Genomic DNA, 23,869 nt, shown 5'->3' on the forward strand with positions numbered 1-23,869 from the left:
GAGTTTCGATGTGATCCCGGATTTGTGCTTGGCACCAGACGGTGGGAGGCGGCTTGCCGGCGATGGCGATGTGACAGGCGCAGCAGGTGTGTTGCCCTTACTGGCCTCATCGTCGGATCGCCGCCCGCAGCAAGCCGCCTCCCACAGGATGGGTGTTGCCCAGGATCTTGTGCCTGGCCCTGACTGTGGGAGGCAGCTCTGCTGGCGATGGCGGTGTGACAGGCGCAGCAGATGTGCCGGTCGTGCTGGCCGGTTAAAAATCCCCGCGCAAAGTCAGCACATAGCTGCGGGGCTCGCCGAACAGGTTCGAGCGGTCCAGGGCCGCCGAGGTGGTGTAGTACTTGCGGTCGAACAGGTTCTCGGCGTTGAGCGACACTTTCCAGTGTTCGTCGAGCTTCCAGCTGGCGCGGGCGTCCCAGATGGCATAGCCGGCCACGCCGTAGTCGATCCCTGCAGTGTTGGGCACCGCGTACGCCGACTGGGTGGTGACGCCGGTGCCCAGGGTCAGGCGGTTCCAGTCACCGGGCAGGTTGTAGCTGGCGTTCAGGCGCAGCATGTGTTTCGGGGTTTCGTAAGTCAGCTGTTCAGAGGTGCTGCTGCGCACCATGTTGTAGGTATAACCGCCGAACACTTGCAGCCCCGGCAATACTTCACCGCTGGCCTCGATGTCGAAACCCTTGCTGCGCTTGACCGTGCCGTTGGAATAGCAGGTGCCGAACGAGTCGTTGCTCAGGCAGGCGCCGGAGTTGTCGACGTCTTCGACGGCCACATCTTCCTGCTTGATATAGAACAGCGCCATCGACAGGTTCAGGCGCTTGTCGAACAGCTCGCCTTTCAGGCCGGTTTCATAGTTGGTGCCTACCGCCGGATCCAGCGGCGAGCCGCTGACGTCGCGGTAGTTGCCTTGCGGGGTGAAGATGTCGGCGTAGCTGGTGTACCAGGTCCAGTTCTCGTTCAGGTCATACAGCAGGCCCACGAAGGGGGTCAGCTCGCGGGTTTCCTTGGAAGTGTAGCTATTGGCCGCGCCGGTCTTGACGTCGTAGTCGTAGCTGTACCAGGTGGCGCGGCCGCCGAGTACCAGGCTCAACGGCTCCGCCAGGCGCAGACGCACGTTGCCGTACAGCCCGGAGCGCTCTTCGGTAGCATCGATGTCGGTGCCCCAGGCCGGCCGCGACGGCCTGGCCAGGGCATGATGATTGACGTCGAAGACATTGATCGGCGAGTTGACCGCAACTGTGGCCTGCTTGGTGTTGAATGCCTGACGTGACCAGGTGGCGCCGAGGGTGACCTCATGCTCAAGGCCGAAGGCGTCGAAGCTGCCGTTGAGGTGGCTGTCCAGGCCGGTGCTCTTGACCTCGTCGCTGCGCAACAGCACGCCCTGAAACCGCGAGCCGGCCAGGGTCGCCGGGTTGATCGCGCCGCGGGCGTAGGCGATGGCCTGGTCGAAGCTGCCTTCTGAATAGGTCAGCGAGGTCTTGCCGGTCCAGGTGTCGTTGAAACGGTGCGCGACCTCGGTGAACACCTCGTTCATGTCGCTTTCCAGGCGGTTCCAGTCCTGGGCCAGGTTGGTCGAGCGTGAGATGTCCAGGGCATTGCCGTTGTTGTAGCGCGGCAGGCCATAGATCGAGTAGCCGTTGATGACGTTGGTCTGCCGGCGCAGGCTCATGGTCAGGGTGGTGTCTTCGTTCAGGTCGGCCTCGACGATGCCGTACAACAACGGCGTGCGGCTGTCGCGGGCATCCATGTAGGAGCCGGCGTCTTCATAGGCAGCGACCAGGCGACCACGCACGCTGCCCGACTCGTTGAGACTGCCGCTGCCGTCCAGGTCCAGGCGATAGTTGTCCCAGGAACCTGCCCGGCTGGTGACCGAGAATTGCGGCACGGCGGTGGGGCGCTTGCGCACCATGTTCACTGCGCCACCCGGTTCGCCTGCCCCGACCAGCAGGCCGGTGGCGCCGCGCAGCACTTCGATGCGGTCATAGATGGCGGTGTCGGGTTTCATCCAGCCGGTGACCTGGTAGGCCTGGCCTGGCACACCGTCGTACAGGAAACTTTCGGCGGCCATGCTGAAGCCGCGCGAGGTGTACAGGTGGCCGCCGAAGTTACGGTATTGAAAGCTGATGCCTGGGGTCTTTTCCAGCACCTTGTCCAGGCTGTTGAGGTTCTTGTCATCGAGAAACTGGCGCGTGACCACGGTGACCGTCTGCGGCGTTTCACGCAGCGACTGGGTGCTCTTGCCAATGGTCGTGGCGCCGGTGGTATAGGAGCCGGTGCTTTCGGTGGTGGTGCCCAACTGGCTGGAATTGACCGTGGTCGCGCCCAGTTCCACCTGCCCATTGCTCACCGCCACGCGTGGCACCACCCGGTAACCGCTGCCGGCCGCCAGTGCCTGCAGGTTGGCCGGTGCCAACAACTGCTGCAAGGCCTCCTCGACGCTGTAGCGCCCCTGTAGCCCGGCACTGCGCAGGCCCAGGGTCAGCGAGGAGTCGACGGCGATCATCACGCCAGCCTGCTGGCCGAGCGCACCCAGGGCCTTGTCCAGGCTGCCGGCCGGGATGGCGAAGGCCTGACGCTGGGCGTCGTCTGTAGCCGCCTGGACGGGTGCGGCCAGAACGACAGCGCTGGCACTGGCAATCGACAGACCAAGCAGGGTAGCGCGCAAGGCGCGGGCAAGCGGGGTAGGGCGGGTGAGCATTAGAGCGATCCGTTTGATAAATGAAGGCAAGGGCGCGCTGTTATTCAGCGTCTACACCTGTCTTGATGCTCGAGACGGGGAAAACTGCCTTGGTAGATGAAAAATAGTTTTATTTGCATTGAAACAGTTGGGGGCAGGCAGTAGCGAAACGATTGGCTGCATATGAACTGACCGGCTGTAGGAGCGCGCTTGCCGGAATGCCGGACCACCGCGACCGAGTGCGAAGCGCTCGTAAAATCTGCGAAACGCCACAAATTTACGACTGCTGCGCAGCCGGTCGCGGGCAAGCGCGCTCCTACGCAGCAGGCCCTAGGGTCTGTTGCCGTTTCAGCACGAGCCGCGTTGCTGGGCCAAATCTCGCCAGGCCAGGCGGAGGACGCAGAAAAGGGTCGCTCCCTTTTCAAGTCCTCCAACACCAGACGCATGGCTAGGGTCTGTTGCCGGGTCTGTTGCCGTTTCAGCACGAGCCGCGTTGCTGGGCCAAATCTCGCCAGGCCAGGCGGAGGACGCAGAAAAGGGTCGCTCCCTTTTCAAGTCCTCCAACACCGCCTGGCGAGATTTGGCACGCAACCCGAAGGGCCGGGCCTGTTTTGCCGCGAGACTGCGTTACTCGCCACTCATCTGGAATGACCAAACGTCGCGGCGCCTGCCTTGCCTCGCGGCAAAACGGGCGCCGGCGCGGCCGTGATGAAACGGCAACAGACCCTATGCCGGGACGACGTTGGTCCAGTAGCCCAGCACGGTGTTGACCTGCACTGGCAGGGTGCGGGCCAGCAGGTCGAGGCTGGCCTCGGGGTGGTCCAGGGAGAAGGCACCGGAGACCAGCAGGCCGGCCACGGCCGGGTCGCAGCGCAGCAGGCCGCGCCGGTAGCGGTCCAGTTCGGTGATGACTTCGCCCAGCGGGGTGCGCTCGGCGATCAATTGGCCGCGGATCCAGGCAGTCGTCGCTTGCGCCAGTTCTTCGGGGCGGGCGACGTGTCCGGCGTCGAACCGAGTCTGCTGGCCGGCATTCAGGTCTTGGGGTGTGCCGCGGTCAGGTTGCAGCAAGGCCTGGCCGCTGAGCATCTGTACGTGAGTATCGCGGGCCTGGGCGACGATCAGACGGGCTTGCGCCGCCGGCCTGACCCAGCCGTTGGGGGTGCGAATGGCCAGGTCCTGGTCGGTGCCATTTTCCAGCCAGACCCGGCCACGGGTCAGCATGAGCTGTTGTCCGGTGCCCCGATGCTCAATGTCCAGCAGGGTTTGCGTGTCCAGTTGCAGGTCCAGGCTGCCCAGGCGCAGGGTGCGCCGTTCGCCGGTGCCGGTGTGGTAGTCGCTGAACAATTGCGGCAGCAGCACCCGCTCACGCGCCCCCCAGCCGGCGGCCGTGACGACGCCAAGCCCGGCAAAGCCCTTGAGCAGGGTGCGCCGCGAGGTGCCGCTGCGTGCCTTGAGCAACTGACGGGTCTGCCGGGCCGGCAGGTTGGCGGCACCGCTGCGCAGGTCCTGGCCGATGCCCATCAGTCGTTGCCAGGCTCGCTCATGCTCGGCGGCGGCCTGGCGCCAGGCGGTACAGGCCGCCTGCTGGGCATGGTCGGCGGTGCCCGACTGCAGGGTCACGGCCCAGAGCATGGCCTGCTCCAGCACCTGCGGGTCGATCGGGCGACGATTGTCCAGGGGCTGGAACAGGCTCATTGCTCATAGACCGCGGCATAGCAATGCCGCAGCGCCTTGAGCATGGCCTTTTGCACGCTGTTGACGCTCAGGCCCAACTGTTCGGCAATCTGCGGGTAGGTCAGGCCATCGAGTTGCGAGAGCAGGAAGATTTCCCGCACCTTGCCGCCCAGCCCGTCCAGCACCCGGCCCACTTCGTCCAGGGCTTCGAGCACCAGCAGGCGGGTTTCCGGGGAGGGCCACAGTTCGGGCTCAAGCAGGGCCAGCGAATCGGTGTACGCCCGCTCCAGCGCCTGGCGGCGGTAGTGCTCGATGCACAGCCGGCTGGCAACAATATTCAGGTAGGCTCGCGGCTCGCGGATCGGTGGCAGCTTTTCGCTGCGCAGGATGCGCACGAAGGTGTCTTGCGCCAGGTCCAGGGCCGATTCCCGGTCGCCCAGCTTGCGCCGCAGCAATTGCACGACCCAGCCGTGATGCTGGCTGTAGAGCTCGCCCACGATGCGTTGCTGGGAGGAAGTGGCGGTCATGAAGATCGATCCTGTGCGAAAGGCGGTGGCAAATGCGACGTGCATGGTAATGGTTCTTATTAAGTTGTTGAATGATTAATTGCACTTTCAGATGAACGCAGACGCCCATGTGCCTTCGCAGGGGGCTGGATTGTCTTTGCCAGCGGACGGTTTTTCTCGTAGCGTGCTGCTGTCGTCTTGCCAGTGCGGTCATCCGCCCCACCCGTGCCGGACCGGCGTCTCAATTTCAGGATGTAACGCTGTGACCGATTACGATATTCAAGCCCTGCGCCATCGCGTCAGCGCCCTGGAAGCCGAAAACCACCGCTTGCACGACCAGCTCTCGCTGCGCAGCCAACAGGCCGATGCTGCCCTGGCCCGCTCGCAGGAACGCTATCGCTTTTTGTTCGACTCGATGGACGAAGGCTTTTGCATCATCGAGTTCTTTGATGGCCCGCACGGCCCGCTGAGCGACTACATCCATATAGAAGCCAACGCGGCCTATGCCTTTCATGCCGGAATTGCGAACGTGGTCGGGCAGAAAGTGCGCGAGATGGTCGGTGCCGAGGCCGACGGCTGGATCGAGCTGTACGGCGGGGTACTGCGCACCGGCGTGCCGATCCGCTTTGAGCGCGAGCTGGTGGCCACCGGGCGTTACCTGGCGCTGACCGCCTTTCGTATCGAGCCTGCCGAACGTCATCAGGTTGCGGTGCTGTTTCAGGACATCACCCAGCGCAAGAACGCCGAGCGTGCCTTGCAGCAATTGAATGCCACCCTGGAAACCCGGGTGCGCGAGGCCGTGGCCGAGCGCAATGTGCTGGCCGACGTGGTCAATGGCACCGATGCCCGCATCCATGTGATCGATCTGAATTACCGCTGGCTGGCGGTCAATGCCATGGCGACCTGGGAATTCGAGCGCCTGTTTGGCGTGGTGCCACGGGTCGGGCACAGCCTGCTCGAAGCCCTGGACGCTGAGCCCGGGATCCGCGAACAGGTGCGTCTGCTCTGGGCGCGCGCGCTGGCGGGTGAGGAGTTCATCGAGATCACTCGTTTCGGTGAGTCGGCGCGGGATTTCGAAATCCGCTACAGCCCCCTGCGCAACGCCGAAGGCCAGATGGTCGGCGCCTATCTGTTCGCCTATGACATCAGTGAGCGATTGCTGGAGCAGGAGCGTCTCAAGCAGGCCGAAGAGGCGCTGCGGCAGTCACAGAAAATGGAAGCGGTGGGGCAGCTCACCGGTGGCATCGCCCATGACTTCAACAACCTGTTGACCGGGATCAACGGCTCGCTGGAGCTGTTGCGCACACGGCTGAGCCAGGGGCGCTACGGTGAAATCGAACGTTACGTGTCTGCCTCGCTGGATGCCTCGCGTCGAGCGGCGTCACTCACTCACCGATTACTGGCGTTTTCCCGGCGCCAGACGCTGGACCCCAAGCCGGTGGACGTCAATCGCCTGGTGGCGGGCATGGAAGAGCTGATCCGCCGCTCGGTAGGGCCGCACATCACCGTTGAGGTGGTGACAGCCGTGGGCCTGTGGTCGACCTTCATTGATGCGCCGCAACTGGAAAATGCCCTGCTCAACCTGTGCCTGAATGCCCGCGATGCCATGCCCGGCGGCGGGCGGATCACCATTGAAACCGCCAACAAATGGATCGACGAGCGCGCGTCGAGGTTTCGCGACCTGTCACCGGGACAGTACCTGTCGCTGTGCGTGACCGACACCGGCACCGGCATGACGCCGGAAGTCATGTCGCGTGCTTTTGACCCGTTCTTTACCACCAAGCCATTGGGGCAGGGCACCGGGCTCGGGTTGTCGATGGTGTACGGGTTCGTGCGCCAGTCCGGTGGGCAGGTGCGTATCTATTCCGAGCCTGCGCAGGGCACCACCATGTGCCTGTACCTGCCACGCCATTATGGTGACGAGGTCGAGCAGTCAACGCAGGAAACCGGGGATGAACACGAGGCGCGCAAGGCCACGACCACCCGTACGGTCATGATCGTGGATGATGAGCCCACCATTCGCATGTTGGTTGGCGAAGTGCTGGCCGACCAGGGCTACAGTTCGCTCGAGGCGCCGGAGGGCGCCAGCGCGCTGCGTATTCTGGAGACCGATGTGCGTATCGACCTGCTGGTCACCGATGTCGGCCTGCCCGGCGGCATGAACGGCCGGCAACTGGCCGATGCCGCTCGCCTGCTGCGCCCTGAACTGAAAGTACTGTTCATCACCGGTTACGCCGAGAACGCCATTATCGGCAATGGCCATCTTGACCCTGGCATGTGGATCCTGACCAAGCCGTTCACCATGGAAGCCTTGGCCAATCGCATTCACGAGATGATCGAGCTGGACTAGCCGGCCTGAGCACCTTTGGCCTTGGGCTGGCTGGCCTGGGTGCGCGGCACTGGCGTCTTGAGCAGCGCCTGGATGGCCTGGCTGTAGGCCTGGCGGCCCAGGCGCATGCTGTTGTTGTGAGTACCGCCGGGGATCAGCAGCAGGTTCTTGGGCTCGGCGGCGGCGGCAAACAATTCTTCGCTGAAGCGCGGCGGCACATAGCGGTCGGCGGTGCCGTGGACGATCAGCACTGGCATGTGGATAGTGGCGATCTTGTCCTGTGAGTCGAATTTCTGCGACAGCAGCCAGCGCACCGGCAACGAGGTGTAGCTGCTGGCGACCGAGGTGGCCACGTCTGCCAGGTTGGTGAAGGTCGACTCGATGATCAGGCCGCGTGCCTGCACCGGGCTGTTGTTCCTGGCGGCGTCACGGCCCAGTTCGGCGGCCAGGTCGACCGCGACCGCACCGCCCAGTGAATGGCCGTAGATCAGGCGCCGGCTGGGGTCCGGCTGCAACAGCTTCAGACGCTCCCAGGCGATGCGCGCATCTTCATAGACGCTTTTTTCCGACGGCAGCTCGCCCACGCTCTGGCCAAAGCCGCGGTAGTCGATGGCCAGCACCGAAAAGCCCAGGGCGCGCAATTGCTCAATGCGGAACAACTGGCCGGTGAGGTTCCAGCGCGAGCCATGCAGGTACAGCACGGTGGCGGCGTCCTTGCGTGGCGCCGGCCACCACCAGGCATGGATGTTCTGTTTATTGCCCAGCGCCGGGGTCTTGAGTTCCAGTTCTTCGACGCCGGCGGGCAAGCCGCCGTACCAACTGGCCGTGCCCGGCTCGATGCGAAATACCAGCTCGCGCTCCTTGCGCTCAAGAACCACGCAGCCGACAGGCAGGCCGATGATGATCACAGCCATCAGCGCCAGGACAAGGCGACGCCATTTGCGAGAAGCAGGTCGAGACAGCGGCATGCAGGCAATCCGTTCATCAAAATGAAATAGAGGCTGTTTATGCCGTGGCATTGCACCGCACGACAGGCATTATGCGTTACAGGATATTGCCCGAACGGACTGTTCGTGGATAACCGACTGCCGGACTTGCAGAATCTTGCGTTGGCGACTCTTCAGGGGCTGTGCAGGCGGCTCGGGTTGTCAGGTCGCAGGGGGCGTGTCATTTTGCCTGCACGGATTAAAAGTCTGGCGGCTGCCGGGGGGGATATGGTTTATTCAACCGGTGTCACAGGATTTCACACCCCCCCGCTGCAGCGCGTGCTCTTCAATTTCTTCAAAAGGTATTCGCAATGTTCCTACATCGTCCCATGGAAGAAAAAGACATCGCCGCCGTCTGTGCCCTTCCTCAGAATCCCGATGAGCTGTTCTACATGTTCCCCCAGGCGGTGTACCCGTTCACTCCGGCGCAACTGCAAGAGTCGCTGGAGCAGCGCTCCGACCCCACCGTGGTCGAGCTGCATGGTGAAGTGGTCGGCTACGCCAATTTTGTGCGTTGCGTGTTTCGTGATCGTTGCACGCTGGGTAACGTCATCATCGCCAGCCACGCGCGTTCCAAGGGCGTGGGGCGTTACCTGATCGCCTGCATGGCCGAGATTGCCTTCGACAAGCATGAAGCCCGTGAAGTGACCTCCTCGTGCTACAACCACAACGTCACCGGGCTGGTGTTTTACTCCAGGCTCGGGTTTCGGCCATTCTCCATTGAAGAGCGGCGTGACAAGCAAGGCGCACCGGTGGCGCTGATTCACCTGCGTCTGACACGGCCGGAATAAGCCCTTGCGTTGCCACCGGATCTGGTGAGTCAGATCCGGTCCGGGGCGCGCCGCTGCGCTTCACATCCCCTGTTCAAACGTTAACAAGTTTTACTCGTCCGGCCGCTAAAAATAAATTGTTTATAAGATGAAACGATTTTCCTTTGTCCGTTATCAAATAAATAACGGGTTGTTCTGCTGCACGTCGAAACTTCATTGCCGGTGCTGCCGCCAACGCGTATAAGGGTTGAAGTTAACCGCTGCCTGCGGTGGCCGTTGTTGGGCAGGCTCGAGGCCTGTCTGTTATTAACACCAATAAGCGTAAGCGCCGGATGGATGATTCAAGGTGCTCGCAATAAGGAGATAGCAAATGATCGCTTGTGGACTGTCTACGCTCGAACTACGCAGTATTGTTGAAGGTGCTTTTCTGCCGCTCAGTTGTACCTGCACCATTGCGCCGGATCGCTCCATGACCATTCAGATCGCAGAGCCCACCACCGGGCGTGTCGATCTGCTGGTCACCGGCATTGACCTGATGCGCCTGGACAGCAGCCGGGCCATCAATGACCTGGTGGCCGGCCTGCGCGAAGAACTGGACAGCGTCAGCCGTCCCCAGGTCTATTCGCGTCGCGCCTGAAGCACCGCAGCACCTCCGAACACCCTGGTCGACACTACTCTTGTGTCGATCTGCGGCGTTGCCATTTTATTGGCGTCGGTTTTCGGCGGCCCTGCGCACCACCCATCTAAAAAAACAACCAGGCCGGCGGGCCACGCGTGCCTGTCATGACCGCTTCCCGTTTGCGGAGGTTGGGCGAAATTGACCTGAAAATCAGGGCGTTGCCTGGCACTGCAAGTGTGTTCAAGCCCCGGCTGGTTATTTGACACTGTCCCGGAATCTTTGTAACTATCGCGCCCACCACATGGCCTTGAAGACGGCCGCTCAACGCCTTTACCGGTATCACCTCAAGCGCTGTCGCGTGGGGCGGTAGCGTGGCTGCGTATTGTTTGAACTCCCTTTGCTTATTAGAGTCACTGCCCGCCCGGTCGGGGGCGTGAATGTGGCGCAAACGTTTGTTCGTTGCGTTATAACTTTGACAGGCCTGCAACGGGGTTAAAGAAGTTGTGCAACGTGATGATTCACAAGCCTCCACCACAGGAATGTAAGTTGTTGTTTCCTGCATTGGGAACTTGCCCTTCCGATGACGCAAGACAGGAACCTCTTATCAACAGGCCAAGGAAGACACTATGTTTGAAGATCATATGCACGTGACGTGTGCCTGCGTTGTCGGTGGCGCAGGGGTGGCGGGCATGGGCTTTCTGTTCAATGCCTTGAAAACCGGAACGCTTGCCGAACTGGCACGCAATGGCCTGATCATTGTCGACGCCAGCGAGACCCCGGGCATCGGCAGTCTTGGAAATTACTGCATCACCGCCAATTCGGTGGGCGATGTGTTCATCGATTGCCTGCGCGACCCGCGGCTGGCCGACATTTTCGAGCCGCTGGAGTATTCGCCGGCCTATTGGCGCATTCGTCGCCAGGCCAACAGCGCGCCACCGCTGGCCGAGGCCGGGGAACTGATGGCCGAGGCTTCGCAATTGGTGCTGCGCCATATTGTCCAGCACTACGGCGTCAGGATCTGGCACAGCACCACGATCACCGAAGTGATCTGGCAACCGGGTCAACTGTGCCTGCGGGTCGAGACCGCCGGGTACGAGCGGCGTATTCATTGCCAGGGCCTGGTGCTCAACTTGGGCGGTCGCCAGGACCCCCGGCATCTGGTCGAGCACCTGGCCGCACAGGGGCTGCACCTCTCACGATCAGCCCGGATCCTGGGCTCGGACGCCATCTTGCGCATGAATGCCGTGCAGTTGCGCGAGCACCTGGTGCCCTTCATTGCCAATGGACAACGCATCAGCGTGATCGGCGGTTCGCACAGTGCCTTTTCAGTGCTGGAAAATCTGGCCGATGCGCTGGAGTTCGCCGGCTTGCGTGAAGTGACCCTGATTCACCGCACCCCGATCCGGCTTTTCTACGAAACGGTCGAGCAGGCGCAAGAGGAAGGTTGCCAGTTCGACCCGCAACAGGATGTGTGCCCGCTGTCCGGACGGGTCAACCGCTCGGGCGGGCTGCGCTACCGGGCGCTCGACATTGGCCGCGAAGTGCTGGCCCGTTCACGTATCGGCAAGACCGGCGTCGGCGTGCAGCGCATGCAGACACACCAGGGGCCGCCGGGCGATCTGGAGCGGGCGGCGCAGGCCCTGGCTGAACCGGGTGCGGTGATCCAGTGCACCGGTTATCAACCCGTACTGCCTGTGCTCAGCCACGCCGACGGTACCCCTGTCGAGTTGCGCCAGGCCCGCGGTGGCCTGGATTCCGATGCCAACGGTTGTCCGCTGGACCAGCAAGGGCGGCGGCTGGATGGCCTGTACCTGTTCGGCATCGGCTCGGGGCTGGCGGCCGATCCGCAGTTGGGCAGCGAGCCGTCATTCGAAGGCCGTATCTATGGCGTCTGGCAATTTCACCATGATGCCAGCCGTGTGGTGATCGAGGCGTTGCAGGCGCGGTTGCGACGGCTGGCCTGTGCCGCGGATCATCCCCGGCAGACCCTGATCCAGGTCCTGGATGAGCGCATGCACCTGTTGCTGCCAGGCCTGGCCGGCAAGCGCTGAGCGCGCTTTAGCCGGTGCAGTCCCCTTTGTCCCGTACAGTCATCAGGCTGTCGGGATTTTTTTTGCGTCATCTATTCTTGTACGCGTTGAACTTCATCGTCCGATGCCTATCGATTGAGGGCATCAAGTCCGATGCACGCCATTCGGATCAAGCCAGGGAGAGCCACTTCATATGCGCATTCTGATGGTCGGTGCCGGTGCAGTAGGCGGTTACTTCGGTGGCCGGCTGCTGGAAGCCGGTCGTAATGTCACTTTTCTGGTGCGGCCACGCCGCGCTGAAAGACTTGAGCGCGACGGCCTGCGGGTGCGCAGTCCGCACGGCGATATTCATTATCCGTCACCGCCGTGTGTGCTGGCCCACCAGTTGACCACACCCTTTGATCTGATCGTGCTGACCTGCAAGGCCTACGACCTTGAAGAGACGATCAACGATTGTGCGCCGGCAGTCGGACCGGGTACGGCGATCCTGCCGCTGCTCAATGGCATGGCTCACCTGGACCGGCTTGTCGAGCGCTTCGGCCCTCAGGCCGTGCTGGGCGGGCAATGCCTGGCATCACTGGATCACAATGCCGATGGCGTGATCCTGCACCTGGGAATGCATCATCAATTGCGTTTCGGTGAACTCAGCGGTGCGTCCAACCAGCGCATCCTGCGGGTGGCTGAAGCGCTGGCCGATGCCGGTTTCGACGCCAGTTTCAGCCAGCACATCCTGCAGGACATGTGGGATAAGTGGTGCTTTATCGCCACTCTGGCCGCCGTGACCGGTACCCTGCGTGCCGCGCTGGGCGATGTGCTGGCTGGCGGCGGSGAGCCGCTGTTGGTCGCGACCCTGCAAGAGTGTGCGCAGATTGCCCTGGCGGCGGGTCATCCCTTGAGTGCCCAGGCGCAGCAGCGGTGCCTGGCAATGCTGACCACACCGGGTTCGACCTTGAGTGCTTCATTGCTGCGTGACATCGAGCGTGGTGCGACCACCGAAGGCGAGCATGTGCTGGGCGACCTGCTGGCGCGTCGTCAGGCGCTGGGTGTGGCGACCAGGGGATTGTCGATGCTGGAGGTGGCGTGTATCCATCTGCGGGCCTTCGAGGTACGACGCCGGCGTGAAGGTTGAGCCTGGCTGGCTGACACCCTGTGGCCTGCTACCCTTAGGATTCCTTTTCATCCGATGGAGGCCGATTCATGCCAGTCAAACATGATCTGTACGCGGATTTGCATTTGAGCAGGGAAGACGTCATGGCGCGTGGCAAGCGCGACGAGCGTTTGCAGCAGTTGCTCCATGAGTACCAGCAAGCCGATGATGACGTCATCAAGGCCGAAAAAGGACCGGCAGGCGGCATCGGTGACGAGGAACTGAGAAAGCTCAAGGAGCATCGGCTGTTGGTCAAGGACCGCATCGCTGCCCGGCTTGAGGCCGCCGACTGAACCAGGCCGTGCGCGGCCCTGCCAGTGCAGGGCCGCTGCCCGGGTTCAACCCAGACCCGCCGAGGTGGTTTGCAGCGGGTCGTGCCTTGTCCACTTGCGCTCGACCGGCGGCAGGCTCCGGCCCAGGGCGGCACCCAGCGCCACGGCGATGCCTGCCAGGACCAGCGGCTGCTGATGCGCCAGATCACTCACGCCGGTCTGCAGGCGTTGGCCCTTGATCTTGAGTGTGCCTTCGGCGCTGCCTTTGTCAGGCGTCAGCTGACGGGCTTTTTCCTTCAGGCGCGAAGCCGTGGCCTGCACCTTGCCCTTGACGTTATCGACGCTGTCGGCGAGCGGTTCAAGCCGTGAGCCGGATGAGCCGCCGGCACGGGGCGAAGTGTTGCGCTGGCCGACCACCAGCCAGGCCACGCCCACCGACATCAACAGCGTGGGCAGCGGGTTCTGCCGCACGCTCTGCCCCAGGTTGCCGACAAACTCCCCACCGTTTTGCCGCGTATAGGCCAGGGCCTGATCGATCCATTGGCCGGGTGACATCTTTTTCTCCAGGGCATCGACGATCTGGCCGATGCTGGAGCGCTGGGCGTCGACTTCACGCTCCAGTTCTTCAGGGCTCTTTTGCCCGGGATCGGTGGCCTGGGCGGCGGTGTCAAACGTGCTGTCGTTGCTCATGATGCTTTCCTCTGGAGGGTTTGCTTGTCCTTGTTCAAGGCCTGGGCGGTGCGTTCAGGCGTCAGGCTGGAAAGGTCGAACTGGCGGTTGCCGGCCTTGAGCAATACGGCCCCTGCAATCATCGCCGCGATGCCGACGACCAGTGCGGCCAGCCACAGCGCGATGTACCAGGCCAGGATCTGCACCACGGCCAGCAAGACCACCACGAGACCGGCGAGCAACAGCACAATGCCACTGGCGATCGAGCGGGCGCCGTTACGCGTGGCCACCAGCGATTCGCGCAATTCGGCCTTGGCCAAGGCCATTTCCTTGCTGACCAGCAGTGGCACTTCATGGGCCAGTTGGCGCACCAGTCCCAAAACCGACGTGTCGCTGTCGGGACCTGGCGTGTTTAGAGAGTCGCTCATCGTCAGACTCCTTTTCTGGAGGATGCAGGAAGGTCCGGAACGGGCCCGGTAGTGGGCATGCCCGGGTCGCTGAGGTCAGCCGTACTGGCAGGTCCGGGCGGCACGCTGTTGTAGGCCATGCCGGCGGTTTCCTGGGTGGGGGTCGAAGGCATGGCCAGATCGGACGATTCTGTAGCCGCGCCGGGTTCAGCCTGTGGACTGTCGGTCCTGAAGGTACGTGACAGCGCAAAGCCCAGCGCAACACTGCCCAGCATGAACAGCGTCGGGTTGTCTTGAGCCATCTTGACCGCCTGCTGCAGCGCCTGGTCGGCATTCTGGTTGCGCAGGTTGTCGGCCAGGTGCGCAATGCGCTCGGCCAGTTCGTCGATATAGCCGGCCAGGCTCTGGGTATCGCTGTCTGCCGGGGCGGGCGAGGAGGCGAGCCGATCGCCGCTGGCAGCGGTTTCAGCGTACAGCGGGTCCAGCGGGTCCCGGATCAGGGAACCCTCTTTGCGGGCAGTGTTGCCCGCAGACGTTTGGTGGGTGTTTGCCATTGTCATTCACCGTTCGGGTTGACGGATAAAATGCGCGGCTCACTGCACACAACGGGCGGGCATCGAACAGGGTGTTCGCTTCAGATGGACTCAAGGGGAAGCGCCGACGTTCCGGCAGAATGACCAATGGCCTGCCGGGCGGGAACCGCGACAGCAAGCCGATAACACAAATGAAAACGGCACCCTGGTAGGTGCCGTGATGCCATCCACCTGTTCAGGCAGTGCCGTTCGGGTGGATCGCTTGAATCAAGGGGGGAGCGCCAGGAATTATTGGGAGTTCTGGGTCGGGGCCAGTTCTGCCTGGATACGCTTGTAGATTTCTTCACGGTGCACGGAAACGTTTTTCGGTGCATTGATGCCCAGGCGTACTTGCAGCCCTTGAACACCAAGAATCGTCACGGTGATGTCGTCACCGATGTTTATGCTTTCGCCTACTTTGCGAGTGAGTATCAACATAATCTTTTCCTTGATGGCCTCTTGTAACGCCTCTATCAAGAGGCTGGCGTTTGCCTTTGCGTGGTGATTGTTGCCGAGTGCATCCAAATGCGTCCATCAGTATGACGTTGCAGCGGTGAATTTAATTCCCTCGGTTCATTACCCTGTCACCTTGATTTGCATCAACACAGTCAGGAGTGGACCAATTCTGCCCGTTTTATCCTGTAAATGCCCGTATTTACTGGTAAATGCTGCAAAAAGCCTTGATTGGATCCAGATTGACATGATCACTGCGCACGCATTGCAATGTAGGACACTGCACCTGATTGCGTAGTCCCTCGCCGACTTTCAGCGTAGGCGTTTGCACGCATCATTGCCTGAGGTTTCTGATAATTCAATTGGAAGAAGGTGATATCAGGTAGGAAACAGCGATTATGCAGGCGTTTGAACAGCGCGATCGAGCGGGCAGCACACAGGGGTGTGCGCCAGTCGACAAGAACAGCGTGTGTTGTTGAGCAAGTGTGCGGCTGTCGGAGGAATTGTCCGACAGCCGCCAGGGTGCAGTAGAGGCGTGAGGCGGAGGCTTTAAAGCAAGGTCGAGAGCAACATGATGAAGATGATGCCGACCACCGAAAGAATGGTTTCCATCACCGTCCAGGTCTTGAAGGTTTCGCTGACCGTCATGTTGAAGTACTGCTTGACCAGCCAGAAGCCTGCATCGTTAACGTGCGAAAGAATCAGCGAGCCGGCGCCAGTGGCCAGCACCAGCAGCTCACGGTTGACCCCTGGCACCATGCCGACCACGGGTGCGACGATACCGGCACCGGTGATGGTCGCCACGGTGGCGGAACCGGTGGCGATACGGATCACCGCCGCCACCAGCCACGCCAGCATGATGGGGTTGAGTTGCGCTTGCACGGCCATGTGACCGATCACATCGCCCACGCCGCTGGCGACCAGCATTTGCTTGAAACCACCGCCGGCACCGACGATCAGGACAATGGCGGCCACCGGCGTCAGGCTGTGGTCGAGCATTTTCATGATCTGCGAGCGATCAAAGCCGCGTGCTGCACCAAAGGTGTAGAAAGCCAGCAGCAGGGCCGCGAGCAGGGCGGTGATCGGGTGGCCGATAAAGTCCATCCAGATACGGAAAATGTTGTTTTCCGCCAGCACGACGTCAGCAAAGGTCTTGAGCAGCATCAGAAACACCGGCAGCAGGATCGTCACCAGCGTGATGCCAAAGCCAGGCAGGTTCTGGGTATTGGATTCCTTGGCGATCTGGTCCATCAGCTCTTGCGAGGGGCTGCCAGGGATGTATTTGGAAATCCACTTGCCATAGATGGGGCCGGCGATGATGGCGGTCGGCAAGGCGACCAGCAGGCCGTAGAAAATGGTCTTGCCGATGTCGGCACCGAAAATGCCGATGGCCAGCAGCGGGCCCGGGTGTGGCGGTACCAGGCCGTGTACGGCCGAAAGACCGGCCAGCAGCGGGATGCCGATCTTGATGATCGACACGCCCGTGCGCCGCGCAACGATGAACACCAGCGGGATCAGCAGCACGAAGCCGATTTCGAAGAACAGCGGGATGCCCACCAGAAAGGCGGAAAACATCATTGCCCAGTGCACCTTCTGCTTGCCGAAGACGCGGATCAGGGTCTGGGCAATCTGGTCGGCACCGCCGGAGTCGGCCATCAGTTTGCCCAGCATGGTGCCCAGGCCAAGAATGATGCCGACAAAGCCTAGCACGCCGCCGAAGCCGTCCTGGAATGCCTTCATGACCTTTTCCACCGGCATGCCGCTGGTCAGGCCGAGAAAGCCGGCTGCCAGGGTCAGGGCGACAAAGGGGTGAACCTTGAATTTGGTGATCAATATCACCAGGCCGACGATCGTAACCAGCGCGTCGACCAACAGGTAGGTCTCGTGGGTCATTCCGAACATGAGTGTTCTCCGGTTGTCATTATTTTATGGAGCGGTTGGGCGTGTGAGTGTTCATTTAAGGTAGCGCTGTCTTTTGCGCCCAGGCGTCTGGCCCGAGCGTTAGCCCTGTCGTGAAGCCTGCCACCAGTCGGCGGCCTGACGGCCAATATCCTCAAGGCTGTGGCGGGCATCGACCACTAGGGTGCGCGGTTCGCCATCGGGCTTTTCCAGCGCGGCAAACTGGCTGTCGACCAGGCTGGCAGGCATGAAATGGTCAGGCCGTTGGGCGCAGCGCTGGCGAGCCATTTCCGGGGACAGTTCGAGAAATACGAAGCCCAGCTGCGGTACGGCTTCACGCAGGCGCTCGCGATAGCGGCGCTTGAGCGCCGAACAGGTCAGCACCGGGCGTTCGCCACTGGCCACGGCGCGGGCCAGTTCTTCCCCCAGGCGCGTCAGCCAGCCGGCGCGATCGTTATCGTCCAGGGCAATGCCGGCGCTCATCTTCTCGATGTTGGCAGCCGGGTGAAAACTGTCGCCTTCGATCAGGCGGCCTTCAGCGTGGTCGGCAATGCGCTGGCCGACCTCACTTTTGCCGCAACCGGAAACGCCCATGATCACCAAGGCAGAAATAGCTGTCGTATCTGTTGTCACTGTGGCCATCCTTGCTGAAGACAGCGCTGTCTTTCGCGCATTGGGCGTAAGACCAGCTGAACTGTTCCAGCGCTTGTCGTTGTTTTTGTAGGTAATATCCGCATCGCGCATCTCCGTGTGCCTGGCAGGCAGCAGGTGAGAGGCGCAATTCATTGCCACGGGCGATGAGATAGCGCTACCTTAGTGCCGCCCCGGCACCTTGGCAACCCCTCTTTCAGTTGGCAACACATGGCACGCATTGGTTCCCGCTCCACTGGCCGTCCGACCCTCAATGAAGTGGCGCACCTGGCCGGCGTTTCTCCCATCACCGCTTCCCGGGCTTTGCGCGGGGTGGCTACCGTGGCCCCGGCGCTGGCCGAAAAGGTCCAGGCGGCCGCCCAGCGGCTGGGTTACGTGGCCAACCCGGCAGCCCGGGCGCTGGCGTCTTCGAGCAGCCCGACCGTGGTGGTGCTGGTGCCCTCGCTGTCCAACCAGTTGTTCATCGAGACCCTGGAAGCGATCCAGAACGTGTTGCGCCCGCGGGGGCTGGAAGTGGTGATCGGCAACTACCACTACAACCCCGCAGAAGAAGAAAAGCTGTTGCGCAATCATCTGGTCAACCGCCCGCGCGGCATCCTGCTGACCGGGCTGGACCACACCCCGGCGGCGCGACGCCTGCTGGCCGCCAGTGAAGTGCCGTGCGTGCACATGATGGAACTGGACATTACCGAACAGGCGCACTGCGTCGGTTTTTCCCAGCACCAGGCCGGTGCCGAAGCGGCACGGCACCTGCTGGCGCGCGGGCGTACACGCCTGGCCTACATGGCCGCGCAGCTCGACCCGCGGGTGTTGCAGCGAGGCGCCGGTTTTCGTCAGGCGCTGGTCGAGGCGGGCCTGGACGACCCGCAATTGCACGTCATGTCACCGTTGCCTTCATCCATCGGCCTGGGCTGTGAGTTGTTCAGCCAACTGGTCGAGGCGCACCCCGACGTGGATGCGGTGTTCTTCTGCAACGACGACCTGGCCCAGGGCGCAGCGCTGGAAGCTTTGCGCCGAGGCATCGATATTCCGGGACAGGTGGCGCTGGTGGGGTTCAACGACTTGCCGGGGTCGGCCCATATGGTGCCGCGCCTGACCTCGATTCGCACCCCGCGTGAGGCGGTCGGCCAGCGGGCGGCGCAGATGCTGCTGGCGCTGATTGATGAGCAGACGCTCGAAACCCAGGTTGACCTGGGTTTTGAGCTGGTGGTACGCGAGAGTTCTTGAGGATCACCGCTTGGTCGCGAACAACAGCAGTGCCAGCGCCGGGAGTACCGCGCCGGCCAGGGCAATGCCGCTCCAGGCAAACGACTGGTAGAGCATGCCGGCCAGTGCCGAACCGAGGGCGCCACCCAGAAAGATACTGGTCATGTACAGCGCATTGAGCCGCCCGCGGCTGGCCGGGTCCAGGGCGTAGACCTCGCGCTGGCCCAGCACCATGTTCATCTGCACTGCAAAGTCCAGCAGGATGCCGGTCAGGGCCAGGCCCCACAGGCTGGCGCCGGGCTGGCTGACACCGATCAGCATGGCCAGTGGCGCCAGGGCCATGGCCACCTGCGAGGCGCGGCGGGTGTGGCCGGCATCGGCCAGGCGTCCGGCAATCGGCGCGGCAATGGCGCCAATGGCACCGACCAGGGCAAACACCGCAATCTGGCTTTGCGACAGGCCGTGCGCCTGCATCAACTCGATGGGCACAGCGGTCCAGAACAGGCTGAAGGCCGCAAACATTAGGGCCTGGTACAGCGAGCGCTGACGCAGCAGCGGATAACGACGCAGCAGGGTCAGCAACGAGCCCATCAGTTGGGTGTAGCTGGCGCGGTGCTCAGGCAGGCGACGTGGAATGAGCAACGACAGCAACGCAATGATCCCCAGCATCACCAGCGCCGCGCCCATGAACATGATCCGCCAGCCGAAATGACCGGCCACCAGGCTCGACAGGGGCCGCGCCAGCAGAATGCCCAGCAGCAGGCCGCCCATGATCGACCCTACCACCCGGCCACGGCTGTGTTCCGGCGCCATGTGCGCGGCCAGGGGAATCAGCATCTGCACGGCTACCGAGCTGAAGCCGATCAACAGCGACAGTGCCAGGAATACGCCACCCTGCTGACTGAGCCCGGCCAGCAACAGGCTGACTGCGGCGACCAGCGAGGTGAAGATCATCAGCTTGCGGTTTTCCACCAGGTCAGCCAGCGGCACCAGAAACAGCAAGCCCAGCGCGTAGCCGATCTGCGTCAGCGAGACGATCAGGCCGGCGCTGCCGGCGCTCAGGTGCAGGTCGGCGGCGATCAGTCCGACCACCGGCTGGGCGTAGTAGATGTTGGCGACGATGGCGCCGCAGCAAAAGGCGAACAGCATCACCAGCAGGCGCGACAAGGTGTGTGGGGGCGAGGCGGGGACAGCAAGGCTGGCATTCATGGCGGTGGCTCCGGCAAGGCGTGAGTGAACAGTGCCATGAAGGTTATGTTTTGCGTTAAGTGGAGAGAATACGTGCAAGACGCAACATAGCATTGCGCCTGGCGCAAAGGCGTCATGCATCTACATCCTGGGGCGTAGGAGCGCGCTTGCCCGCGACCGGCTGCGTTAGCAGTCGTAAATTTTCAGCGTTTCCGAGATTTTTCGGCCGAAAACCATAAATTTTCAGCGTTTCCGAGATTTTTCGGTCATTCGCTGTAGATTTTCAGCGTTTCCACAATTTTGCGAGCGCTTCGCACTCGGTCGCGGGCAAGCGCGCTCCTACAGGGGGTTGAACTGGATATCCAGGACTTCCTGCAGGAAATCGATAAAGGCGCCCACCCGCCGTGAGCCGCGGTGGTTGGGCAGGTAGAGTGCGTTGATGCCGTGGCTGGCCTGGTCCGGGTTGCATTGCCACTCAGGCAGCACCCGCACCAGCCGGCCGGCGCGCACATCTTCAGCCACCAGCCAGTCGGCCAGCAGGGCGATGCCTGTGTCGTCGAGGGCGGCCTGGCGCAGGACATCGGCATTGTCGCTGCGCAAGCGCCCCTGGATCGGTACGTCAATCTGTTCATCCAGGCGCTTGAAGCACCACACTTGGCGCGCCGCGCCATAGCTGAAGCGCAGGCAGGCGTGGGTCGCCAGGTGCTCTGGGCGTTCAGGCTGCCCATGGATGGCAAGATAGGCCGGGCTGGCCACGCTCCAGCGTCGAAAGTCCGCCAGGTGCCGACACACCACCTCGGCGTCGGTGGCCGTCTCACCCAAACGGATGGCAACATCGAAGCGGCCATCGAGCAGGTCGTCGAAGCGATCACTCAGACTGATGTCCAGCGCAAGGCCCGGATACTGCTTGAGCAGTCGCCCCAGGTGCGGCGCAATCAGCCTTCGGCCAAACTCCACCGGCACACACACGCGCAGGCTGCCCACTGGTTCCAGGCCACGGTCGGCGACTTCGGCGTCGGCCTCGGCCAGGTCTTCCAGCAGGCGCCGGGCTTTGTGGTAATAGCGTGCCCCGGCGTCGGTCACGGAAATCTGCCGGGTCGAGCGGTTGAGCAGGGTGGCGCCCAGTTCGCTTTCCAGCGCGTCGATCGCCCGGCTGACCGAGGACGTCGCCAGCCCCAGCTTGCGCGCTGCGGCGGAAAACCCGCGGGCATCGACCGCTTCGACGAACAGCGTTATCGCCAGCAACTTGTCCATGCCTGTTTCCTTGCCCTGATCGAGTCGCGATTCTACCCACTGTGCACCTGCGCCATGTCGACTAACCGTTCAAGCAGGGCGGCGCATGGCGGCAGCAGATCCTGTTGTTCCAGCTCGCGCAGGACCTGGGCGTAATCGATGCGATGGTAGTCCAGGGCCTGCAACGTGGCGGCCATTGGCGAGCCGGCCGGCTCGGTGCTGCCCAGTTGCGCCCGACCGCGCAGGCCGCAGGCCAGGCCGACCAGTCGATTGCGTTGCTGCACAGCCTCGACGCAGACGCTGTGATCGGTGTCGACGCTGGCATCGCACGGTAAAGGATCGGTGCCCAGCCAGGCAAGACGCGCTGCCACGGCCTGCACGCAGGCTTCAAGGTTCAGCGTGGTGCGCCAGTGCTGGTCGATCAGCCCGGCCTTGAGCGTATGCGGGGGCAGTTCGAGCAGGGTTTCCAGGCGCTCGAACAGCAGATTGACGAACGCCGTTTCCTGAGGTCCTTGCAGGTACGGCACCAGCAAATAGACACTGCCGGTTCTGGAGTTGCCACGCCGTTGCAGGTCGTGCAGAGCAATCAGGCTGCCCAGCAGGGTGTCGAGTATCAGGGCGGGAATGGCCTGGCCGTGGGCGTCGAGCATCACGGGGCAATACCGGTGCAGGCCATTGACCCGCAGCAGCAACAAGGCCCGCCCCGGCAGCCTCAATTCGCCTCCACCGGCGGCCTGGTAGTGTCGGTCGGCCGCCAGTTCGCCGGCCGGGTACAGGTCGCCTTGCATCAGGGCCAGCCAGTGACGATAGATCGTGAACCGGTCCAGTGCCGTGCCGGTGTCGACGAGCACCGACACCGCCGCTTCCAGCAGTACATCGCTGATGCCGGCAACATCGCAGACGCCGGCCCGGCTTTGCGCGGCGAGGCAGATTTGCAGGTGCAGGCCGTGGTGCCTGAGCAGGATCGCGCTGGGCTGCCGGGGGTCGCCCTGAAAGCCCAGGTAGTGTTGCGGGTGCTGCAGGCCGGTCTGCTCACCGCCCACCCGGGTCACGGTCAACTGGCCGTTGATGATCCGGTAGTGGCGGGCATCGACATGGCTGCCGGTGGCCAGTGGCACGACGCTGTCAAGCCATTCACGCGTACGCACCACGACGTGCGCGGCGCGTTGCGGGTTGTGCCCGGCGTCAGGCTCCAGGCCCGGCTCCAGGGCAATGGCTTCGCTGTTGTATAACGCCTGGTACAGCGAGCCCCAGCGGGCGTTGGCAGCCTCAAGCAGTGGCTTGAGCAGGGTGGCAGGCACTTGCAGGCACGGGCCGTACTGGTCGCTGATTTCCAGGTCGACATTGGCCGTGCTGGTACGAAAGGGCGCCGGCACGGCTTGCAGGTAGCCGATCTTTTGCAAATGACGATGCCAGTCACCGGGTGCAACGGACTTGCCCGCATGGGCCTGATGCCAATGGGCGAGGGCGTGCTGCAGGCGCTCGCGCTCGACCAGCAGGTCGCGCACCAGAGGGGCCAGCTCATGGACCAGTGCATCGCAGCGCTCCCAGAACAGATCCGCTGCCAGAGGAATGCCGACCAGCACCTGCTGCTCGACGAAACGGTGCAGGCTGGCGGCGACTTTGAGGCGGTTGCAGCACACATAGTCCATCATCGGGGCTCCTTTCGAAGAGGCCGTGCGGGGTGGATGAAACGCTCATCCGTGTCAGGCCGGCACCCGCAAAGGGCTCGAAAGGCGTGCGGCAGTGTTGTCAGTCGGCGTTCAGGGCCTGGATGCCGACCTTGGCCACTTGGGCGTCATGTTCAGACTTGACCCCGGACACGCCCACGGCGCCAATCACCTGGCCATCAATGATCACCGGCACGCCGCCTTCCAGCGATGTCAGCAGCGGCGCGCTCAAAAAGGCGGTGCGGCCACCATTGACGATTTCTTCATAGCCCTTGGACTCACGGCGACCCAGGGCGGCGGTCCGGGCCTTTTCGATACTGATATAGCTGCTGATCGGATTGGCGCCGTCCAGGCGTTCGAAGGCCAGCAAGTGACCGCCGTCATCGACGATGGCAATGGACACGGCCCACTCGTTGGCCAGGGCTTCCTGGCGTGCAGCCGCCAGGATCTGGCTGATTTCGGTCTGGGTCAGTACGGCTTTGATTTTCATGCAGCATCCTTTTCAATGGGGCAACGGGTGCCCTGTACACGATCAAGGTTGGCAGCATAGCGGCTGCTGCCTGAACGGCAATACGCCTGATCATTGTGGCGCAGCGCCTGGATTGTCCATGCACAAACTGCTGGTCTGCGCCTGCCAGTGCCTCGGCACTACGGCCAATGCCTTGATAAAGTCTCGACGATTCAAAGGCTTATAAAGCACTTTAACGTTCGTCGCCGCGCCCTGGCAAAGTCAATGGTTTGCCGCGCTATGCACAGCGCTTGACTCAGGCTAGTCTCAGGGAATGAAAATCCTCGCCTTGCAGTTGCTATTCGGAGACTTCCTCGCCCGCAGCGTGCGGGGTATCTCGTGCGCGCCGCCTCGCAAAAGCTGAACGCCACCCAGGGGGCACTCCCTGAAAACCCGCGTGTTCACT

At 62.6% G+C, this 23,869-nt stretch carries 21 protein-coding genes; 7 read left to right on the plus strand and 14 right to left on the minus strand.

The features are described 5' to 3' along the window. Window positions 1-253: 253 nt before the first annotated feature. The 3 genes from ASF84_RS12865 to ASF84_RS12875 form a co-directional block, all read right to left on the minus strand. The gene (locus ASF84_RS12865) at window positions 254-2,695 is read right to left on the minus strand and encodes a TonB-dependent siderophore receptor (protein WP_056838868.1); all 2,442 of its coding nucleotides are present in this window, start codon (window positions 2,693-2,695) and stop codon (window positions 254-256) included. A gap of 705 nt (window positions 2,696-3,400) precedes the next feature. Then, the gene (locus ASF84_RS12870; RefSeq protein ID WP_056838870.1) at window positions 3,401-4,369 is read right to left on the minus strand and encodes a DUF4880 domain-containing protein; all 969 of its coding nucleotides are present in this window, start codon (window positions 4,367-4,369) and stop codon (window positions 3,401-3,403) included. Next, a complete protein-coding gene (locus tag ASF84_RS12875) occupies window positions 4,366-4,875 on the minus strand; it encodes a sigma-70 family RNA polymerase sigma factor (RefSeq protein ID WP_056838871.1) in 510 nt (169 codons plus the stop codon). The genes ASF84_RS12870 and ASF84_RS12875 overlap by 4 nt, the downstream gene beginning before the upstream one ends. Before the next feature lie 241 nt (window positions 4,876-5,116). Between ASF84_RS12875 and ASF84_RS12880 the strand changes: the two genes are divergently transcribed. Next, window positions 5,117-7,204, plus strand: a complete 2,088-nt coding sequence (locus tag ASF84_RS12880) for an ATP-binding protein (RefSeq protein WP_056838873.1) — start codon at window positions 5,117-5,119, stop codon at window positions 7,202-7,204. On the opposite strand, the gene ASF84_RS12885 is transcribed toward ASF84_RS12880, so the two are convergent. Beyond that, complete coding sequence (locus ASF84_RS12885) at window positions 7,201-8,151, minus strand: alpha/beta hydrolase (protein WP_056838875.1); 951 nt, start codon at window positions 8,149-8,151, stop codon at window positions 7,201-7,203. The two genes, ASF84_RS12880 and ASF84_RS12885, sit on opposite strands and share 4 nt — an antisense overlap. Window positions 8,152-8,480: 329 nt before the next feature. Between ASF84_RS12885 and ASF84_RS12890 the strand changes: the two genes are divergently transcribed. From ASF84_RS12890 to ASF84_RS12910, 5 genes are all read left to right on the plus strand, one after another. Beyond that, entirely contained in the window at window positions 8,481-8,960 is a 480-nt protein-coding gene (locus ASF84_RS12890; protein WP_056838877.1) for a GNAT family N-acetyltransferase, read from the plus strand. A 349-nt stretch (window positions 8,961-9,309) separates the two neighbouring features. Beyond that, on the plus strand, window positions 9,310-9,576 hold the full coding sequence (locus ASF84_RS12895) for a DUF1652 domain-containing protein (protein WP_056838878.1): 267 nt from the start codon (window positions 9,310-9,312) through the stop codon (window positions 9,574-9,576). A 608-nt stretch (window positions 9,577-10,184) separates the two neighbouring features. Further along, window positions 10,185-11,609 carry a pyridine nucleotide-disulfide oxidoreductase gene (locus ASF84_RS12900; RefSeq protein ID WP_056838880.1) on the plus strand — a complete coding sequence of 475 codons (1,425 nt, stop codon included), beginning with the start codon at window positions 10,185-10,187 and terminating at the stop codon, window positions 11,607-11,609. 172 nt (window positions 11,610-11,781) lie between these two features. Continuing rightward, entirely contained in the window at window positions 11,782-12,717 is a 936-nt protein-coding gene (locus ASF84_RS12905) for a ketopantoate reductase family protein (RefSeq protein WP_056838881.1), read from the plus strand. A 68-nt stretch (window positions 12,718-12,785) separates the two neighbouring features. Beyond that, complete coding sequence (locus ASF84_RS12910) at window positions 12,786-13,028, plus strand: DUF465 domain-containing protein (protein ID WP_056838883.1); 243 nt, start codon at window positions 12,786-12,788, stop codon at window positions 13,026-13,028. A 45-nt stretch (window positions 13,029-13,073) separates the two neighbouring features. Here the strand turns inward: ASF84_RS12910 and ASF84_RS12915 are convergent, their stop codons facing one another. The 6 genes from ASF84_RS12915 to ASF84_RS12940 form a co-directional block, all read right to left on the minus strand. Continuing rightward, complete coding sequence (locus tag ASF84_RS12915) at window positions 13,074-13,697, minus strand: DUF3618 domain-containing protein (RefSeq protein WP_056838886.1); 624 nt, start codon at window positions 13,695-13,697, stop codon at window positions 13,074-13,076. Next, window positions 13,694-14,104 carry a phage holin family protein gene (locus ASF84_RS12920; RefSeq protein ID WP_056838888.1) on the minus strand — a complete coding sequence of 137 codons (411 nt, stop codon included), beginning with the start codon at window positions 14,102-14,104 and terminating at the stop codon, window positions 13,694-13,696. The genes ASF84_RS12915 and ASF84_RS12920 overlap by 4 nt, the downstream gene beginning before the upstream one ends. Window positions 14,105-14,106: 2 nt before the next feature. Further along, window positions 14,107-14,637, minus strand: a complete 531-nt coding sequence (locus ASF84_RS12925; protein ID WP_056838889.1) for a hypothetical protein — start codon at window positions 14,635-14,637, stop codon at window positions 14,107-14,109. A gap of 267 nt (window positions 14,638-14,904) precedes the next feature. Continuing rightward, window positions 14,905-15,093, minus strand: a complete 189-nt coding sequence (gene csrA, locus ASF84_RS12930; RefSeq protein WP_056838891.1) for a carbon storage regulator CsrA — start codon at window positions 15,091-15,093, stop codon at window positions 14,905-14,907. 564 nt (window positions 15,094-15,657) lie between these two features. Then, complete coding sequence (locus ASF84_RS12935) at window positions 15,658-17,010, minus strand: GntP family permease (RefSeq protein ID WP_056838893.1); 1,353 nt, start codon at window positions 17,008-17,010, stop codon at window positions 15,658-15,660. Between the two features lie 99 nt (window positions 17,011-17,109). Beyond that, entirely contained in the window at window positions 17,110-17,601 is a 492-nt protein-coding gene (locus tag ASF84_RS12940; RefSeq protein WP_056838895.1) for a gluconokinase, read from the minus strand. Between the two features lie 267 nt (window positions 17,602-17,868). Here ASF84_RS12940 and ASF84_RS12945 point away from each other — a divergent pair, with 267 nt between their 5' ends. Beyond that, the gene (locus tag ASF84_RS12945; protein WP_056838898.1) at window positions 17,869-18,885 is read left to right on the plus strand and encodes a LacI family DNA-binding transcriptional regulator; all 1,017 of its coding nucleotides are present in this window, start codon (window positions 17,869-17,871) and stop codon (window positions 18,883-18,885) included. A gap of 3 nt (window positions 18,886-18,888) precedes the next feature. Here ASF84_RS12945 and ASF84_RS12950 read toward each other — a convergent pair whose 3' ends face one another. The 4 genes from ASF84_RS12950 to ASF84_RS12965 form a co-directional block, all read right to left on the minus strand. Beyond that, entirely contained in the window at window positions 18,889-20,073 is a 1,185-nt protein-coding gene (locus tag ASF84_RS12950) for an MFS transporter (RefSeq protein ID WP_056838900.1), read from the minus strand. A 318-nt stretch (window positions 20,074-20,391) separates the two neighbouring features. Continuing rightward, on the minus strand, window positions 20,392-21,306 hold the full coding sequence (locus ASF84_RS12955) for a LysR family transcriptional regulator (RefSeq protein WP_056838902.1): 915 nt from the start codon (window positions 21,304-21,306) through the stop codon (window positions 20,392-20,394). Window positions 21,307-21,338: 32 nt separating this feature from the next. Beyond that, a complete protein-coding gene (locus ASF84_RS12960; RefSeq protein WP_082481551.1) occupies window positions 21,339-22,940 on the minus strand; it encodes a hypothetical protein in 1,602 nt (533 codons plus the stop codon). Window positions 22,941-23,037: 97 nt separating this feature from the next. Next, window positions 23,038-23,445, minus strand: coding sequence for a heme-binding protein (locus ASF84_RS12965; RefSeq protein WP_056838906.1), 408 nt, complete (start codon window positions 23,443-23,445; stop codon window positions 23,038-23,040). Window positions 23,446-23,869: the final 424 nt, after the last annotated feature.

Origin of the sequence: Pseudomonas sp. Leaf127 (assembly GCF_001423155.1) — a bacterium.
GTDB lineage: Bacteria > Pseudomonadota > Gammaproteobacteria > Pseudomonadales > Pseudomonadaceae > Aquipseudomonas > Aquipseudomonas ovata.